Origin of the sequence: Klebsiella sp. X1-16S-Nf21 (assembly GCF_002837615.1) — a bacterium.
GTDB classification, from domain to species: domain Bacteria; phylum Pseudomonadota; class Gammaproteobacteria; order Enterobacterales; family Enterobacteriaceae; genus Klebsiella; species Klebsiella variicola.
The window spans coordinates 23,154-40,828 of record NZ_PJDK01000024.1 but is presented as its reverse complement, the minus strand read 5'-3'; the positions used below and the strand labels follow the sequence as shown (position 1 = coordinate 40,828).

The 17,675-nt window shown below is 60.5% G+C and carries 12 protein-coding genes; 11 read left to right on the top strand and 1 reads right to left on the bottom strand.

Features of this window, described 5'->3' with window-relative positions:
• From CW267_RS13170 to CW267_RS13165, 3 genes are all read left to right on the top strand, one after another.
• Window positions 1–702, top strand: coding sequence for a response regulator transcription factor (locus tag CW267_RS13170; protein ID WP_012541069.1), 702 nt, complete (start codon window positions 1–3; stop codon window positions 700–702).
• Between the two features lie 237 nt (window positions 703–939).
• On the top strand, window positions 940–1,080 hold the full coding sequence (locus CW267_RS31700; RefSeq protein WP_046621842.1) for a small membrane protein: 141 nt from the start codon (window positions 940–942) through the stop codon (window positions 1,078–1,080).
• A 115-nt stretch (window positions 1,081–1,195) separates the two neighbouring features.
• Complete coding sequence (locus CW267_RS13165; RefSeq protein ID WP_008804083.1) at window positions 1,196–1,807, top strand: helix-turn-helix transcriptional regulator; 612 nt, start codon at window positions 1,196–1,198, stop codon at window positions 1,805–1,807.
• 274 nt (window positions 1,808–2,081) lie between these two features.
• Here CW267_RS13165 and CW267_RS13160 read toward each other — a convergent pair whose 3' ends face one another.
• A complete protein-coding gene (locus tag CW267_RS13160) occupies window positions 2,082–3,356 on the bottom strand; it encodes a dicarboxylate/amino acid:cation symporter (protein WP_008804082.1) in 1,275 nt (424 codons plus the stop codon).
• A gap of 300 nt (window positions 3,357–3,656) precedes the next feature.
• On the opposite strand from CW267_RS13160, the gene CW267_RS13155 reads away from it, so the two are divergent.
• The 8 genes from CW267_RS13155 to yegS all read left to right on the top strand — a co-directional run bounded on the left by CW267_RS13155 (window position 3,657) and on the right by yegS (window position 17,549).
• Complete coding sequence (locus CW267_RS13155) at window positions 3,657–4,895, top strand: MdtA/MuxA family multidrug efflux RND transporter periplasmic adaptor subunit (RefSeq protein WP_049152698.1); 1,239 nt, start codon at window positions 3,657–3,659, stop codon at window positions 4,893–4,895.
• Complete coding sequence (locus tag CW267_RS13150; RefSeq protein ID WP_049152700.1) at window positions 4,895–8,017, top strand: MdtB/MuxB family multidrug efflux RND transporter permease subunit; 3,123 nt, start codon at window positions 4,895–4,897, stop codon at window positions 8,015–8,017. Before CW267_RS13155 ends, CW267_RS13150 begins: the two co-directional genes overlap by 1 nt.
• On the top strand, window positions 8,018–11,095 hold the full coding sequence (mdtC, locus tag CW267_RS13145) for a multidrug efflux RND transporter permease subunit MdtC (protein ID WP_012541065.1): 3,078 nt from the start codon (window positions 8,018–8,020) through the stop codon (window positions 11,093–11,095).
• Between the two features lies 1 nt (window position 11,096).
• On the top strand, window positions 11,097–12,512 hold the full coding sequence (locus CW267_RS13140) for an MFS transporter (RefSeq protein ID WP_012541064.1): 1,416 nt from the start codon (window positions 11,097–11,099) through the stop codon (window positions 12,510–12,512).
• On the top strand, window positions 12,509–14,011 hold the full coding sequence (baeS, locus tag CW267_RS13135) for a two-component system sensor histidine kinase BaeS (RefSeq protein ID WP_008804077.1): 1,503 nt from the start codon (window positions 12,509–12,511) through the stop codon (window positions 14,009–14,011). Before CW267_RS13140 ends, baeS begins: the two co-directional genes overlap by 4 nt.
• Window positions 14,008–14,730 (top strand): two-component system response regulator BaeR, encoded by a 723-nt coding sequence (gene baeR, locus CW267_RS13130; protein WP_004201558.1) that lies wholly within the window; start codon window positions 14,008–14,010, stop codon window positions 14,728–14,730. Before baeS ends, baeR begins: the two co-directional genes overlap by 4 nt.
• 318 nt (window positions 14,731–15,048) lie before the next feature.
• The gene (yegQ, locus tag CW267_RS13125) at window positions 15,049–16,410 is read left to right on the top strand and encodes a tRNA 5-hydroxyuridine modification protein YegQ (RefSeq protein WP_008804076.1); all 1,362 of its coding nucleotides are present in this window, start codon (window positions 15,049–15,051) and stop codon (window positions 16,408–16,410) included.
• 242 nt (window positions 16,411–16,652) lie between these two features.
• Window positions 16,653–17,549, top strand: a complete 897-nt coding sequence (yegS, locus tag CW267_RS13120; protein WP_008804075.1) for a lipid kinase YegS — start codon at window positions 16,653–16,655, stop codon at window positions 17,547–17,549.
• The last annotated feature ends 126 nt before the right edge of the window (window positions 17,550–17,675 follow it).

Below are 17,675 nucleotides of genomic sequence, written 5' to 3'. Positions count from 1 at the left end.
ATGGCTTTACGGCTGGCGATAATTGAAGATAACGCCGATCTGCTGGATGAACTGCTGGCCTGGCTGGGCTATCGCGGCTTCGAGGTGTGGGGCTCGCGCAGCGCCGAAGCCTTCTGGCGACAACTGCATAGCCATCCGGTGGACATCGTGCTGATTGATATCGGCCTGCCCGGGGAAGATGGCTTCAGCGTGCTGAGCTACCTGCATGAGCTGGGGCATTACGGTCTGGTGGTGGTCAGCGCCCGCGGCCAGCAGCAGGATAAACTGCAGGCGCTCAGCCTTGGGGCCGATGCTTACCTGATTAAGCCGGTTAACTTCGCCCACCTTGCGGAGACCCTCACCGCCCTTGGCGCCCGCCTGCAGCAGGATCGACCCGCCGCCCTTCCATCGGAGGCGCCCGGCACCGCGTCATCCGCCGCCACCGGACTGTGGCGTCTGCATGAGGATAAACTGATTTCTCCCGATGCCCGGACGCTGGAGTTAACCCAGCAGGAGTACCGTCTGGTGGAGCTGTTAATGCGCAATCGCAACGAGGTGTGCAGCAAGCTGGACCTCCATGCCTGCCTGTTTTCCCACGACAGCGAGCCTGACCTGCACCGCATCGACGTGGTGATTAGCCGCCTGCGCCATAAGGCGCGCCAGCAAGGGATCCACCTGCCCGTACGAGCGATCTTTGGCAAAGGACTGGCGTTTATTTCCTGATCGAAAGCGCGATCTGGCCGCTGCGCGGGGGGTGAATAACTCGCAAGTGTTAATTTTTCTCATTTTCTGAGAGAAATGAGAGGAATGAGACTGACGACGCGCTTAAGAACTTTCTTATAGTGCTAGCACATCAGGATGATGTCGTATGATTTTCAGTGGACAGGAAAACATATAACAAAACGTAATAGCCGTTCGCGGTAAATTCTGACACCATGCAGCACAAATAAGGTAAAAACGATGGCCATGCAAACGTGGTTAATATTATTGCTATGCATATTTTTCTTCAGCATCTCTGTATACAGTTTTATTTCCTATCTAAAAGACAGGAGACGGCAGAAGTTTACGTTTAACGATAAGCGTTCGACGCGTCGTAAATAATTCACTTTATAATAATTAAAAACGATTACAGGTACGTTTATAAAATCAACACACCGCATACGCCCGGAGGATTTGTCACAGCATGGCGTTATGTTTTGCATAAGGAAATAACGCCATGAGAAACATTAATGTCACCATCAATACCCGCAACACCTTTGTACGTGAATCGCTGGTCGCCATGGTTAATGATCTCTCCCGGGACGATATGCGGGCCCGTTTCTCCTGGCGCAATAACGACCTGTCAGACGAAGATATTATTATATGCGAAGTGATCCCTGGTGAAATCTATCTGTGCAATACCCTGATTAAAAACAGAAAAAAAGGCAGTTCTCTGATTATCCTCCACAGCTACGACCAGCTGCCGGAAGACGATTTCATGATTAATTGCCTGAAAGGGGTCATTTTTGTCTCGCTGAAAACGGCCAGTATTCCACAACTGCTGGCGATCATTAAAAGCGAACTACAGCATTGTATGGACCCGTCGGCCACTGACGCCACGAGCCGGGAACTGAGCTGCGCCAGCTGCCCGCATCGTGTCCTGTCGCGGTCGCAGACCGCTGTGGTGCACGGTATTCTTGAAGGGCTGGACATGAGTAAAATCGCCGCCCTGCAGCGCGTCAGTCCCCGCACCGCCGCCTACCATAAGAATAAGATTATGGAAAAATACAGCCTGAATAATAACCACGACTTTTTCCAGTTTATGAATCTGTTACGTGAGCGTTGGTAGGCAAATAGCGAACAGAAGAGAATAAGATATTCCCGTAGTGATATTGTCTGGAATCCGAAAATAGCCGCAGGATGCTAAAAAAGCGCCAGCGCTGCCGAACATAACGTTAAACTCTGACGCTTCCTCGGTATAAAGACGTTACCGCGCGTTTTTATATAAGAAAAAAGACTAGTTACGAGGAAAACTGATACTTCGTCACATTACCCCTGACGTGCCTGTCAGGGGTCTTTTTTTCCGTGTGGAATAGCGCCCTTTGTGAAAGGGCGCGGCAGGATCAGGCTTCCGCTTTCTCGGCTTCCCAGTCCGGCTGTGCTTCCTCGTCGGTCAGCAGACCTTCGTTTTTCGACAGCATGGCGGTGGCAATGCCGTTACCCAACACGTTGATGGCGGAGCGCCCCATGTCGAGGAAATGGTCGATACCCATCAGCAGCAGGATCCCGGCAACCGGAATATTGAAGCTGGGGATCGTGGCCGCCAGCACCACCAGCGCCGAGCGCGGCACCCCGGCGATGCCTTTCGAGGCCAGCATCAGGGTCAGCATCATGACCGTAATCTCGCTAAAGCTCAGCGGTACGTTATAGGCCTGGGCGATAAACATCGCGGCGAAGGAGCAGTAGACCATCGAGCCCACGAGGTTGAACGAGTAGCCAATCGGCAGGACGAACGAGACGATATTGCGCGAGCAGCCAAACTTCACCAGCCGCTCAAGGGTCTTCGGATAGGCCGCTTCGGAGCTGCTGGTGGTAAACGCGACCAGCACCGGGTCCTTCAGCATATTCAGCAGACGGAAGACCTCTTTCTTCAGCACCATATAGCCAACGGCGATCAGTACCGCGCTGGTCAACAGCACCGCCAGGTAGTAACCGCCGATGAACGAAGCGTAGTTGAGCAGGATCCCCAGCCCCTGGGAGGCAATCACCGACGAAATGGCGGCGAAGATAGCCAGCGGCGCAACGTACATCACATAGCCCGTCACCTTCAGCATAATGTGCGACACCACATTGAGGGCCGCCACCAGCGGGGCATTAAACTTCTCGCCCAGCGACGCGCCGGCGATGCCAAAGAACATCGAGAACACCACAATCTGCAGGATCTCGTTGTTGGCCATCGCCTCGGTGATGCTGGTGGGGATGGTGTGCGACAGGAATCCTTTCAGGCTCATGCCGCTGACCGCCAGGCCGGTATCCACCGCCTCTTTCGGCACCGCCAGGTTTAACCCGGCGCCCGGGTGCTGGAAGGTGACGATCACCAGCCCGACGAGAATGGATAATACCGAGGAGGTGATGAACCACACCATCGCCTTCCCGCCTACCCGGCCAATGGTCGCCGTCTCGCCGAGACGCATAATGCCGACCGTCAGAGTGCTGAACACCAACGGCGCGATGACCATTTTGATCAACCGCAGAAACAGATCGGTCAGCAGCGTAATGTTGTCCGCCCAGGCGGAGATGGTGGTCGGCGTCGCGTAGGCATGGATAGCCGCGCCGGAGAGGATCCCCATCAGCATAAAAATGACGATGAAGAGCGTGAGTTTGTTTGCGTTTGCCACAACAATGACCCCTGATTATTTAACACGTTGATTTTTAAGTGCATATGTTATTATTATGAAAATGCACAGATTTATTCACCGCATAAATCTAATTAAAGCCCTCCCGGATACAACTATTTTTTACTTTTTTAAACTAAAAGTTGATATCACCCCGGAAATCTACAACGAGACCGCCCGGCGTCGCGGCGGTTATCCAGACATTTCTCAACCTTCTTTTCATAATTCCTCCATTTTTACGGCCCCTTCCCTCACTAAACTAGTATCATTCAGCGAAACGCTTCAGGATGAGACCGTAAACTAATGAAAGGCAGTAACATACGTCGTTGGGGCGCCGCGCTGGCGGTAGTGATTATCGCCGGAGCCGCCTACTGGTTCTGGCACGATCGTGGCACGAGCGGCAGCAGCGCTCCCGCAGCAGGACAAGGCCCGCAGGGGCCGGGCGGCGCGCGTCATGGCCGTTTCGGCGGCGCGCTGGCGCCGGTGCAGGCGGCGACCGCGACCGAACAAGCGGTGCCGCGCTATCTCACCGGGCTGGGTACCGTGACGGCGGCCAATACCGTGACCGTGCGCAGCCGGGTCGACGGCCAGCTGCTGAGCCTTCACTTCCAGGAGGGACAGCAGGTCAAAGCCGGCGACCTGCTGGCGCAGATCGACCCCAGCCAGTTTAAAGTCGCCCTCGCCCAGGCGCAGGGTCAGCTGGCGAAAGATAACGCCACCCTGGCGAACGCCCGCCGCGATCTCGCCCGTTACCAGCAGCTGGTGAAAACCAACCTCGTCTCCCGCCAGGAGCTCGACACCCAGCAGTCGCTGGTGGTGGAATCCGCTGGCACCGTAAAGGCCGATGAAGCCGCCGTCGCCAGCGCCCAGCTGCAGCTCGACTGGACCCGCATCACCGCGCCGATTGATGGCCGCGTTGGCTTAAAGCAGGTGGATATTGGCAACCAGATCTCCAGCGGAGATACCACCGGGATTGTGGTTCTCACCCAGACGCACCCGATCGATGTGGTCTTCACCCTGCCGGAAAACAGCATCGCCACGGTGGTGCAGGCGCAGAAAGCGGGCAAAGCGCTCAGCGTCGAAGCCTGGGATCGCACCAATAAGCAGAAAATCAGCGTCGGCGAGCTGCTGAGTCTCGACAACCAGATCGATGCCACCACCGGGACCATTAAGCTGAAGGCGCGCTTCAGCAATCTGGATGACGCGCTGTTCCCCAACCAGTTCGTTAACGCCCGCCTGCTGGTGGATACCGAAGAGAACGCGGTGGTGATCCCCGCCGCCGCCCTGCAGATGGGCAACGAAGGGCATTTTGTGTGGGTGCTGAACGACGAGAACAAGGTCAGCAAACACAGCGTGACGCCCGGCATCCAGGACAGCCAGAAAGTGGTCATCAGCGCCGGGCTTTCCGCCGGGGATCGCGTAGTCACCGACGGGATTGACCGTCTGACCGAGGGGACGAAGGTGGAAGTTGTCACCGCCAGCGGCAGCGAGCAGGCGCAGCCCGCTCCGCGCCAGAGCGGTAAACACGGAGCGCGTTCCTGATGCAGGTGTTACCCCCAGGCCGCACCGGCGGCCCGTCCCGGCTGTTTATTATGCGTCCGGTCGCCACCACTTTGCTGATGGTGGCGATCCTGTTAGCCGGGATCATCGGCTACCGCTTCCTGCCGGTCTCCGCTCTGCCGGAAGTCGATTACCCGACCATTCAGGTGGTTACCCTCTATCCGGGCGCCAGCCCGGACGTGGTGACCTCCGCTATCACCGCCCCGCTGGAGCGCCAGTTCGGCCAGATGTCCGGCCTTAAGCAGATGTCGTCGCAAAGCTCTGGCGGCGCCTCGGTAGTCACGCTGCAGTTCCAGCTGACCCTGCCGCTGGACGTCGCCGAGCAGGAAGTGCAGGCGGCCATTAACGCCGCCACCAACCTGCTGCCGAGCGATCTGCCCAACCCGCCGGTGTACAGCAAGGTGAACCCGGCGGATCCGCCGATCATGACCCTCGCCGTCACCTCCTCCGCGATCCCGATGACCCAGGTGGAGGACATGGTGGAGACCCGGGTGGCGCAGAAGATCTCCCAGGTTTCCGGCGTCGGTCTGGTGACCCTCGCCGGCGGCCAGCGCCCGGCGGTGCGGGTGAAGCTTAACGCCCAGGCCATTGCCGCCCTCGGCCTGACCAGCGAAACCGTGCGTACCGCTATCACCAGCGCCAACGTTAACTCGGCGAAAGGCAGCCTCGACGGCCCGGCTCGCGCGGTGACGCTTTCCGCTAACGATCAGATGCAGTCCGCTGAGGATTATCGCCGGCTGATTATCGCTTATCAGAACGGGGCGCCGATCCGTCTCGGCGATGTCGCCAGCGTCGAACAAGGGGCCGAAAACAGCTGGCTCGGGGCGTGGGCCAACCAGCAGCGGGCCATCGTGATGAACGTTCAGCGTCAGCCGGGGGCCAACATCATCGACACCGCCGACAGCATTCGCCAGATGCTGCCGCAGCTCACCGAGAGCCTGCCGAAATCGGTGAAGGTGCAGGTCCTCTCCGACCGGACCACCAACATTCGCGCCTCGGTGCGCGACACCCAGTTTGAGCTGATGCTGGCCATCGCCCTGGTGGTGATGATCATCTATCTGTTCCTGCGCAACGTCCCGGCGACCATTATTCCCGGCGTCGCGGTGCCGCTGTCGCTGGTGGGCACCTTCGCGGTGATGGTGTTCCTCGACTTCTCGATCAATAACCTGACGCTAATGGCCCTGACCATCGCCACCGGCTTTGTGGTGGATGACGCCATCGTGGTGATCGAGAACATCTCGCGCTATATCGAGAAAGGCGAGAAGCCGCTGGCCGCCGCGCTGAAAGGCGCCGGGGAAATCGGCTTCACCATTATCTCCCTTACCTTCTCGCTGATCGCGGTGCTGATCCCGCTGCTGTTTATGGGCGATATCGTCGGCCGTCTGTTCCGCGAATTCGCCGTCACCCTTGCCGTCGCTATTCTTATCTCGGCGGTGGTCTCCCTGACCCTGACGCCGATGATGTGCGCCCGCATGTTAAGCCACGAATCGCTGCGCAAGCAGAACCGTTTCTCCCGGGCCAGCGAGCGTTTCTTCGAACGGGTGATCGCCGTCTATGGCCGCTGGCTGGGCCGGGTGCTGAACCATCCGTGGCTGACGCTCGGCGTCGCGCTGAGCACCCTGGCGCTGTCGATAATCCTGTGGGTCTTTATCCCGAAAGGCTTCTTCCCGATCCAGGATAACGGCATTATTCAGGGCACCCTCCAGGCGCCGCAGTCGGTCTCTTTCGCCAGCATGGCCGAGCGCCAGCGGCAGGTGGCCAGCATTATCCTTAAGGATCCGGCCGTGGAGAGCCTGACCTCGTTCGTCGGCGTCGACGGCACCAACCCAGCGCTGAACAGCGCCCGTCTGCAGATCAACCTCAAGCCGCTGGATGAACGCGATGACCGCGTCCAGACGGTGATCAGCCGCCTGCAGCAGGCGGTGGACGGCGTCCCGGGCGTGGCGCTCTACCTGCAGCCGACCCAGGATCTGACCATCGACACCACGGTGAGCCGCACCCAGTACCAGTTCACCCTGCAGGCAAACTCCCTCGAGGCGCTGAGCACCTGGGTGCCGCCGCTGCTCAGCCGCCTGCAGGCCCAGCCGCAGCTGGCCGACGTCAGCAGCGACTGGCAGGACAAAGGCCTGGCCGCCTATATCAAGGTGGATCGCGACAGCGCCAGCCGCCTCGGCATCTCAATGGCCGATGTCGATAACGCGCTGTACAACGCTTTCGGCCAGCGGCTGATCTCCACCATTTACACTCAGGCGAATCAGTATCGCGTGGTGCTCGAGCAGGATACCGAGGCGACGCCGGGCCTGGCGGCGCTGGATAATATCCGCCTGACCAGTAGCGACGGCGGCATCGTGCCGCTGACCGCCATCGCCACAGTGGAGCAACGTTTTACCCCGCTGTCGGTAAACCACCTCGATCAGTTCCCGGTGACCACCATCTCGTTTAACGTCCCGGACAACTATTCGCTGGGCGAAGCGGTGGACGCGATCCTCGCCGCCGAACAGTCGCTGGATTTCCCGACCGATATCCGCACCCAGTTCCAGGGCAGCTCGCTGGCCTTCCAGTCGGCGCTCGGCAGCACCGTCTGGCTGGTGGTCGCCGCGGTGGTGGCGATGTATATCGTGCTGGGGGTGCTGTATGAAAGCTTTATCCATCCGATCACGATCCTCTCCACCCTGCCCACCGCCGGGGTCGGGGCGCTACTGGCGCTGTGGCTGGCGGGCAGCGAGCTGGATGTGATCGCCATCATCGGCATCATTCTGCTGATCGGCATCGTGAAGAAGAACGCCATCATGATGATCGACTTCGCGCTGGCCGCCGAACGCGAGCAGGGCATGCCGCCGCGGGAAGCGATCTACCAGGCCTGCCTGCTGCGTTTTCGTCCGATCCTGATGACGACCCTCGCCGCCCTGCTCGGCGCCCTGCCGCTGATGCTGAGCACCGGCGTCGGCGCGGAGCTGCGGCGTCCGCTGGGGATCGGCATGGTCGGCGGTCTGATGCTCAGCCAGGTGCTGACCCTGTTCACCACCCCGGTGATCTATCTGCTGTTCGACCGCCTGTCGCTGCACCTGAAGCGCCGCTTCCCGCGTCAGGAAGAGGAGGCGTAAGTGAAGTTTTTCGCCCTCTTCATTTACCGCCCGGTGGCGACAATCCTCATCTCGCTGGCCATCACCCTGTGCGGCATTCTCGGCTTCCGGCTGCTGCCGGTAGCCCCGCTGCCGCAGGTGGACTTCCCGGTGATCATGGTTAGCGCCTCGCTGCCGGGAGCCTCCCCGGAAACCATGGCCTCGTCGGTGGCCACCCCGCTGGAACGCTCCCTGGGACGGATAGCCGGGGTCAATGAGATGACCTCCTCCAGTTCGCTGGGCAGTACGCGCATCATTCTTGAGTTTAACTTCGACCGCGATATCAACGGCGCGGCGCGCGACGTTCAGGCGGCGATCAACGCCGCGCAAAGCCTGCTGCCGAGCGGGATGCCCAGCCGGCCGACCTACCGCAAAGCCAACCCGTCCGATGCGCCGATCATGATCCTGACGCTGACCTCGGACACCTACTCCCAGGGTGAGCTGTATGATTTCGCCTCCACCCAGCTGGCGCAGACCATCGCGCAGATCGACGGCGTGGGTGATGTCGACGTCGGCGGCAGCTCCCTGCCGGCGGTGCGCGTCGACCTCAACCCGCAGGCGCTGTTCAACCAGGGCGTGTCGCTGGACGCGGTGCGCACCGCCATCAGCGACGCTAACGTGCGCAAACCGCAGGGGGCGCTGGAGGACAGCGCGCACCGCTGGCAGGTGCAGACCAACGATGAGCTGAAGACCGCCGCCGACTATCAGCCGCTGATCGTCCACTACCAGAATGGCGCCGCAGTGCGACTGGGGGATGTCGCCACCGTCTCGGATTCGGTGCAGGACGTGCGCAACGCCGGGATGACCAACGCCAAACCGGCGATCCTGCTGATGATCCGCAAACTGCCGGAAGCCAATATTATCCAGACAGTGGACAGCATCCGCGCCCGCCTGCCGGAGCTGCAGCAGACCATTCCGGCGGCTATCGACCTGCAGATCGCCCAGGACCGCTCGCCGACCATCCGTGCTTCGCTGGAGGAGGTGGAGCAGACGCTGGTGATTTCGGTGGCGCTGGTGATCCTCGTGGTGTTCCTGTTCCTGCGCTCGGGGCGCGCCACGCTGATCCCGGCCGTCGCCGTCCCGGTTTCCTTAATCGGCACCTTCGCCGCGATGTATTTGTGCGGCTTCAGCCTCAATAACCTGTCGCTGATGGCTCTGACCATCGCCACCGGCTTCGTGGTGGATGACGCTATCGTGGTGCTGGAGAATATCTCCCGCCATCTGGAAGCGGGGATGAAACCCCTGCAGGCGGCGCTGCAGGGGAGCCGCGAGGTCGGCTTTACCGTGCTGTCGATGAGCCTATCGCTGGTGGCGGTGTTTCTGCCGCTGCTGCTGATGGGCGGCCTGCCCGGCCGCCTGCTGCGCGAGTTCGCCGTCACCCTGTCGGTGGCGATCGGCATCTCGCTGGCGGTGTCCCTCACCCTGACACCGATGATGTGCGGCTGGCTGCTGAAAAGCGGTAAGCCCCACCAGCCGACGCGCAACCGCGGCTTTGGCCGCCTGCTGGTGGCCGTGCAGGGCGGCTATGGGAAATCGTTAAAATGGGTACTCAGGCACAGCCGGCTGACCGGCCTGGTGGTGCTCGGCACCATCGCCCTCAGCGTCTGGCTCTACATTTCGATCCCGAAAACCTTCTTTCCGGAGCAGGACACCGGGGTGCTGATGGGCGGCATTCAGGCCGACCAGAGCATCTCCTTCCAGGCGATGCGCGGCAAGCTGCAGGACTTTATGAAGATCATTCGTGAAGATCCGGCGGTGGATAACGTCACCGGCTTTACCGGTGGCTCGCGGGTCAACAGCGGGATGATGTTTATCACCCTCAAGCCACGGGACCAGCGCCACGAGACGGCGCAGCAGGTGATCGACCGGCTGCGCAAAAAGCTGGCCAACGAGCCCGGGGCCAACCTGTTCCTGATGGCGGTGCAGGATATTCGCGTCGGCGGCCGGCAGTCGAACGCCAGCTATCAGTACACCCTGCTGTCCGACGACCTGTCGGCGCTGCGCGAGTGGGAGCCGAAGATCCGCAAAGCGCTGGCGGCGCTGCCTGAGCTGGCGGACGTCAACTCGGATCAGCAGGACAATGGCGCCGAAATGGACCTGGTCTATGACCGGGATACGATGTCGCGCCTCGGCATCAGCGTCCAGGACGCCAACAACCTGCTGAACAACGCCTTCGGCCAGCGGCAGATCTCCACCATCTACCAGCCGCTCAATCAATATAAGGTGGTGATGGAGGTGGATCCGGCCTACACCCAGGACGTCAGCGCCCTCGACAAGATGTTTGTTATCAATAGCGAGGGCAAGCCGATCCCGCTGGCTTATTTCGCCAAATGGCAGCCGGCCAACGCCCCGCTGTCGGTGAACCACCAGGGGCTGTCGGCGGCGTCCACTATCTCCTTTAACCTCCCCACCGGCCGCTCGCTGTCGGAAGCCAGCGACGCCATTAACCGCACGATGACCCAGCTCGGGGTGCCGTCGAGCGTGCGCGGCTCCTTTGCCGGTACCGCTCAGGTGTTTCAGCAGACCATGAACGCGCAGGTGATCCTGATCCTCGCGGCCATCGCCACGGTCTATATCGTGCTGGGGATGCTGTATGAGAGCTATGTGCATCCGTTGACCATCCTCTCGACGCTGCCCTCCGCCGGGGTGGGCGCCCTGCTGGCGCTGGAGATATTCGATGCCCCGTTCAGCCTAATCGCCCTTATCGGGATCATGTTATTAATTGGCATCGTGAAGAAAAACGCCATCATGATGGTCGATTTTGCCCTTGAGGCGCAGCGCACCGGCAATCTGGCGCCGGAAGAGGCGATTTTCCAGGCCTGCCTGCTGCGTTTCCGGCCGATTATGATGACCACCCTGGCGGCGCTGTTCGGCGCCCTGCCGCTGGTGCTCTCCGGGGGCGATGGCTCTGAGCTGCGCCAGCCGCTGGGGATCACCATCGTCGGCGGTCTGGTGATGAGCCAGCTGTTAACGCTCTACACCACGCCGGTGGTCTATCTTTTCTTTGACCGTCTGCGGTTGCGTTTTTCGCGTCACTCCTCTCAACCGGTAAGCGAATAACATGACAGACCTCCCGGCCAGCGTGCGCTGGCAGCTATGGATAGTGGCGTTCGGCTTCTTTATGCAGTCGCTGGACACCACCATCGTTAACACCGCCCTCCCCTCGATGGCCAAAAGCCTCGGGGAGAGCCCGCTGCATATGCATATGATCATCGTCTCCTATGTCCTGACGGTGGCGGTCATGCTCCCGGCCAGCGGCTGGCTGGCCGACAGGGTCGGGGTGCGCAATATCTTCTTCACCGCCATCGTGCTGTTTACCGCCGGGTCGCTGTTTTGCGCCCAGGCCAGCACCCTTGACCAGCTGGTGATGGCGCGGGTGCTGCAGGGGATCGGCGGCGCGATGATGGTGCCGGTTGGTCGCCTGACGGTAATGAAGATCGTCCCACGCGATCAGTACATGGCGGCGATGACTTTCGTCACCCTGCCGGGCCAGGTTGGCCCGCTGCTCGGCCCGGCGCTGGGCGGGGTGCTGGTGGAGTATGCCTCCTGGCACTGGATCTTCCTCATCAATATCCCGGTGGGGATCGTCGGCGCCATCGCCACCCTCTGCCTGATGCCCAACTACACCCTGCAGACCCGGCGCTTCGACCTCTCCGGCTTTCTGCTGCTGGCCGCCGGGATGGCGACCCTGACCCTGGCGCTGGACGGCCAGAAAGGGCTCGGTATATCGTCACGCTGGCTGGCGGGGCTGGTGGCCGTCGGCCTCGCCGCCCTGCTGCTGTACCTGTGGCACGCCCGCGGTAACGCCCGGGCGCTGTTCAGCCTCAACCTGTTTCGTAACCGCACCTTCTCCCTCGGCCTCGGCGGCAGCTTCGCCGGACGCATCGGCAGCGGTATGCTGCCGTTTATGACTCCGGTGTTTCTGCAGATCGGCCTCGGCTTCTCCCCCTTTCACGCCGGGCTGATGATGATCCCGATGGTGCTCGGCAGCATGGGCATGAAGCGGATCGTGGTCCAGGTGGTCAACCGCTTTGGCTACCGTCGGGTGCTGGTCGCCAGCACCCTGGGCCTGGCGGCGGTCAGCCTGTTGTTTATGTTTAGCGCCCTGGCCGGGTGGTATTACGCGTTGCCGCTGGTCCTGTTTCTGCAGGGGATGATCAACTCCAGTCGATTCTCCTCAATGAATACCCTGACGCTGAAAGATCTCCCGGACGATCTGGCCAGCAGCGGCAACAGCCTGCTGTCGATGGTGATGCAGCTGTCGATGAGTATCGGCGTGACCATCGCCGGGCTGCTGCTGGGGCTGTATGGCCAGCAGCATATGAGCCTCGACGCCGCCAGCACCCATCAGGTCTTTCTCTATACCTATCTGAGCATGGCGGCGATCATCGCCCTCCCGGCGCTCATCTTTTCCCGGGTACCGGATGACGTCGGCACTAATACCGTCATCCGTCGACGCAACAGGAGTGGATCGTGAAATTTTGGCGCCCGGGCATTACCGGTAAGCTGTTCCTCGCTATTTTCGCCACCTGCATCGTGCTGCTGATCAGCATGCACTGGGCGGTGCGTATCAGTTTCGAACGTGGGTTTATCGACTACATCAAGCGCGGTAATGAGCAGCGGTTAACCATGCTCAGCGACGCGCTGAGTGAGCAGTATGCCCAGCACGGCAGCTGGGCGTTTCTGCGCAACAACGACCGCTTTATCTTCCAGCTGCTGCGCACCTTCGAACGGGATAACGACGACCGCTCGCCGCCGGGACACGGCATGAAGCCGGGTCCGATGGAGGGTCAGGGGCCGGATGGGCCGCCGCCGGATGGGCCGCCCGACGGCTCCAGCGACACCCCACCGCCGAGGCCGGAAATGCCGCCCCACGGCTGGCGCACCATGTTCTGGGTGGTCGATCAGTCGGGCCGTGTGCTGGTGGGGCCCCGTGAGCGCGTACCGGAGGACGGCACCCAGCGCAGCATTGTGGTCAACGGCGTGGAGGTAGGCAAAGTGATCGCCTCGCCGGTAGAGCGGCTGACGCGTAATACCGATATTAACTTCGACCGGCAGCAAAAGCGCACCAGCTGGCTGATTGTCGCCCTTGCCACCCTGCTAGCCGCGCTGGCCACTTTCCCGCTGGCCCGCGGCCTGCTGGCGCCGGTGAAGCGGCTGGTGGAAGGCACCCATAAGCTGGCGGCGGGCGACTTTTCCACCCGCGTGACGGTGACCGGCGGCGACGAGCTCGGCCGCCTGGCGCAGGATTTCAACCAGCTCGCCAGCACCCTGGAGCGCAACCAGCAGATGCGTCGCGATCTGATGGCCGATATCTCCCATGAGCTGCGCACTCCGCTGGCGGTGCTGCGTGGCGAGCTGGAGGCGATTCAGGACGGAGTCCGGCGCTTCACCCCCGAGTCCATCCCCTCCCTGCAGGCCGAGGTGGCTACCCTCACCAAGCTGGTGGACGACCTCCATCAGCTGTCGATGTCCGACGAGGGGGCGCTGGCCTACCAGAAAACGTCGCTGGATATCATCACCCTGCTGGAGGTGGCCGCGGGCGCTTTTCGCGAGCGCTTCGCCAGCCGGCAGCTGAGCATTCAGGTGTCGCTCCCCGAGCAGGCGATGATCTTCGGCGACCGCGACCGCCTGATGCAGCTCTTCAACAATCTGCTGGAGAACAGCCTGCGCTATACCGACAGCGGCGGCAGCCTGCACATCACCGCCCGCCGCAGCGGCCGGATGCTGGTGATTGACTTCGCCGACAGCGCCCCCGGCGTCAGCGATGAGCAGCTGGCCCGCCTGTGCGAACGCTTTTACCGGGCGGAAGGATCGCGCAATCGCGCCAGCGGCGGCTCCGGCCTCGGACTGGCGATTTGCCTCAATATTGTCGCGGCCCACGGCGGCACCCTGCGTGCCGACCATTCGCCTTTTGGCGGGGTTAGCATTAAAGTTGAGTTACCTCTGGAACATGATTTACCGAGAGACGTATGACTGAATTGCCTGTAGATGAAAACACCCCACGCATTCTTATCGTGGAAGATGAACCGAAGCTCGGCCAGCTGCTGATTGATTATCTGCAAGCCGCCGGCTATGCGCCTACGCTGATTAACCACGGTGACAAGGTCCTGCCCTACGTTCGGCAGACGCCGCCGCACCTGATCCTGCTGGACCTGATGCTGCCCGGCACCGACGGTTTAACGCTGTGCCGGGAAATTCGCCGCTTCTCCGACGTTCCGGTGGTGATGGTGACGGCGAAAATCGAAGAGATCGACCGACTGCTGGGGCTGGAAATTGGCGCCGACGACTATATCTGCAAGCCCTACAGCCCGCGGGAAGTGGTCGCCCGGGTGAAAACCATTCTTCGCCGCTGCAAGCCGCAGCGCGATCTGCAGGCGCTGGACGCCCAGAGCCCGCTGATTGTCGACGAAGGTCGTTTTCAGGCCTCCTGGCGCGACAAGCTGCTGGACCTCACTCCCGCCGAGTTCCGGCTGCTGAAAACCCTCTCCCAGGAGCCGGGCAAGGTCTTCTCCCGCGAACAGTTGCTCAACCATCTGTATGACGATTATCGGGTAGTCACCGACCGCACCATCGACAGCCACATCAAAAACCTGCGGCGCAAGCTGGAGGCGCTGGACGCCGAGCAGTCGTTTATTCGCGCGGTGTATGGCGTTGGCTACCGCTGGGAAGCGGACGCCTGTCGACTGGCGTAGTTAGCCTTTTCCCGGCTCGCGCTGCGCTTAGCCGGGCTACACGTTCACCGCCCTCTGCACACCGTAGCCCGGGTAAGGCGTTTACGCCGCAACCCGGGGAACGCCATAGAGCCTATCCCACCAAGCGTTATGAGTGCTGTCAGTGTGAGCACTGCCCAGGTTCAAAATGGCAAACAAATTAGCCATACTGAAAGATACCCATCTGATATTTACTCCCCTTCGCCGCGGCGCTACAATGCCCGCCCTTAATGTGGGGACACTCCCCAACTCGCCGCACCAGGTGCGGCGAATCTGACCTGTCATCAGAACGAGAACACCATGTTTAAACCAGAACTCCTCTCCCCGGCGGGAACGCTGAAGAATATGCGTTACGCTTTCGCCTATGGCGCCGATGCCGTTTATGCCGGCCAGCCGCGCTACTCGCTGCGCGTGCGTAACAACGAATTCAATCACGAAAATCTGCAGCTCGGCATCAATGAAGCCCACGCGCTGGGTAAAAAATTCTATGTGGTGGTCAACATCGCCCCGCATAACGCCAAGCTGAAAACGTTTATTCGCGATCTGAAGCCGGTGGTGGAGATGGGGCCGGACGCGCTGATCATGTCCGATCCGGGTTTAATCATGCTGGTGCGGGAACACTTCCCGGAGATGCCGATCCATCTTTCAGTGCAGGCCAACGCTGTCAACTGGGCGACGGTCAAATTCTGGCAGCAGATGGGGCTCACCCGCGTGATCCTGTCGCGTGAACTGTCGCTGGATGAAATCGAAGAGATTCGCCGCCAGGTGCCGGAGATGGAGATCGAGATTTTCGTCCACGGCGCGCTTTGCATGGCCTACTCCGGCCGCTGCCTGCTCTCCGGGTATATCAACAAGCGCGACCCGAACCAGGGGACCTGCACCAACGCCTGCCGCTGGGAATACAACGTGGCGGAAGGCAAAGAGGACGACGTCGGCAACATCGTCCACAAATATGAGCCGATCCCGGTGCAGACCGTGGAGCCCACTCTCGGCATCGGCGCGCCGACCGATAAAGTCTTTATGATTGAGGAAGCCAAACGTCCAGGCGAGTACATGACCGCCTTTGAGGACGAGCACGGCACCTACATCATGAACTCGAAAGATCTGCGGGCTATCGCCCACGTTGAGCGTCTGACCCAGATGGGCGTTCACTCGCTGAAGATCGAAGGCCGCACCAAATCCTTCTACTACTGCGCGCGTACCGCCCAGGTTTACCGCAAGGCGATCGACGATGCCGCCGCCGGCAAACCGTTTGATACCAGCCTGCTGGAGACCCTGGAAGGACTGGCCCACCGCGGGTACACCGAAGGCTTCCTGCGCCGCCATACCCATGACGATTACCAGAACTATGAGTACGGCTACTCCCTCTCCGAGCGCCAGCAGTTTGTCGGCGAATTCACCGGGGAGCGTAACGGCCCGCTGGCGGCCGTGGCGGTCAAAAATAAGTTCAGCGTCGGCGACAGCCTCGAGCTGATGACCCCGCAAGGTAACGTCAACTTCACCCTCGAGCATATGGAAAATGGCAAAGGCGAAGCCATGCCGGTGGCCCCGGGCGACGGCTATACCGTATGGTTGCCTGTGCCGGACGACCTGCCCCTGCAGTATGCGCTGCTGATGCGCAACTTCACTGGTCAGACAACCAGAAATCCGCACGGTAACTAGTTAATTTGCGTTATTTTTTCATGATGTAAGGATATTAGAATCGGATCACATACCGTTTCGATCGAAACAGGTATCATCCATTTCGCTGAAAAACATAACCCATAAATGCTAGTTGTACCAGGAACCACCTCCTTAGCCTGCGTAATCTCCCTTACGCGGGCTTATTTTTTTGCCTCTCCTCCGGTCTTCGCTTGCGTCATGCGGTACACTTTATGCAACATTAAGCAATAAAGGTTCCCTTGATGATGTCTACGTTTCCTGCCAGCTTACTGATCCTTAACGGCAAAGGTGCCAATGAACCGCAGTTACGCGAGGCGGTTAACCTGTTACGCGACGAAGGGATCGATATTCACGTCCGCGTCACCTGGGAAAAGGGCGATGCCGTGCGGTTTATCGATGAAGCCCTGCAGCTGAACGTTGAAACGGTGATCGCCGGCGGCGGCGACGGCACCATTAATGAAGTGGCGACCGCGCTGGTGGAGCGCGGTAGCAAGATGGCGCTGGGGATTTTACCGCTGGGCACGGCCAACGACTTTGCCACCAGCGTCGGCATTCCGCAGGATCTGGCCAGCGCCCTCAAGCTGGCGATCGTCGGCCGCGATGTGCCGATAGATATCGCCCGGGTGAATGATAAAACCGGCTTTATTAATATGGCGACCGGCGGGTTCGGCACCCGAATCACCACCGAAACGCCGGAAAAACTCAAAGCCGCGCTCGGCGGTGTCTCTTATTTAATCCATGGCCTGATGCGTATGGATACCCTGAAGCCGGACCGCTGCGAGATCCGCGGAGAGAACTTTCACTGGCAGGGCGATGCGCTGGTCATCGGCATCGGCAACGGCCGCCAGGCCGGTGGCGGCCAGCAGCTATGCCCGGAGGCGTTGATTAACGATGGTCTGCTGCATCTGCGCATTTTCACCGGCGAAGAGCTGATCCCTGCCCTGTTCAGCACCCTGGCGAATCCGGAAAACTCGCCGAATATTGTTGACGGTGTTTCCTCATGGTTTGAGATCACCGCCCCCCATGAGATGACCTTTAACCTCGACGGCGAGCCGCTCAGCGGCAAAACCTTCCGCATGGAGCTGTTACCGGCGGCCCTGCGCTGCCGGCTGCCGCCCGACTGCCCGCTGCTACGTTGATCAGGCTTCGCAAAGCAAAGACGGCGCCCGGCTGGTATACAGCAGCCGGGTTCGTTGATTGAGCCTCTGAATGTTAAGGTAAAACGGCACCTGCGGCTGCAGGAAAAACCTGGGCAGGATATCGAT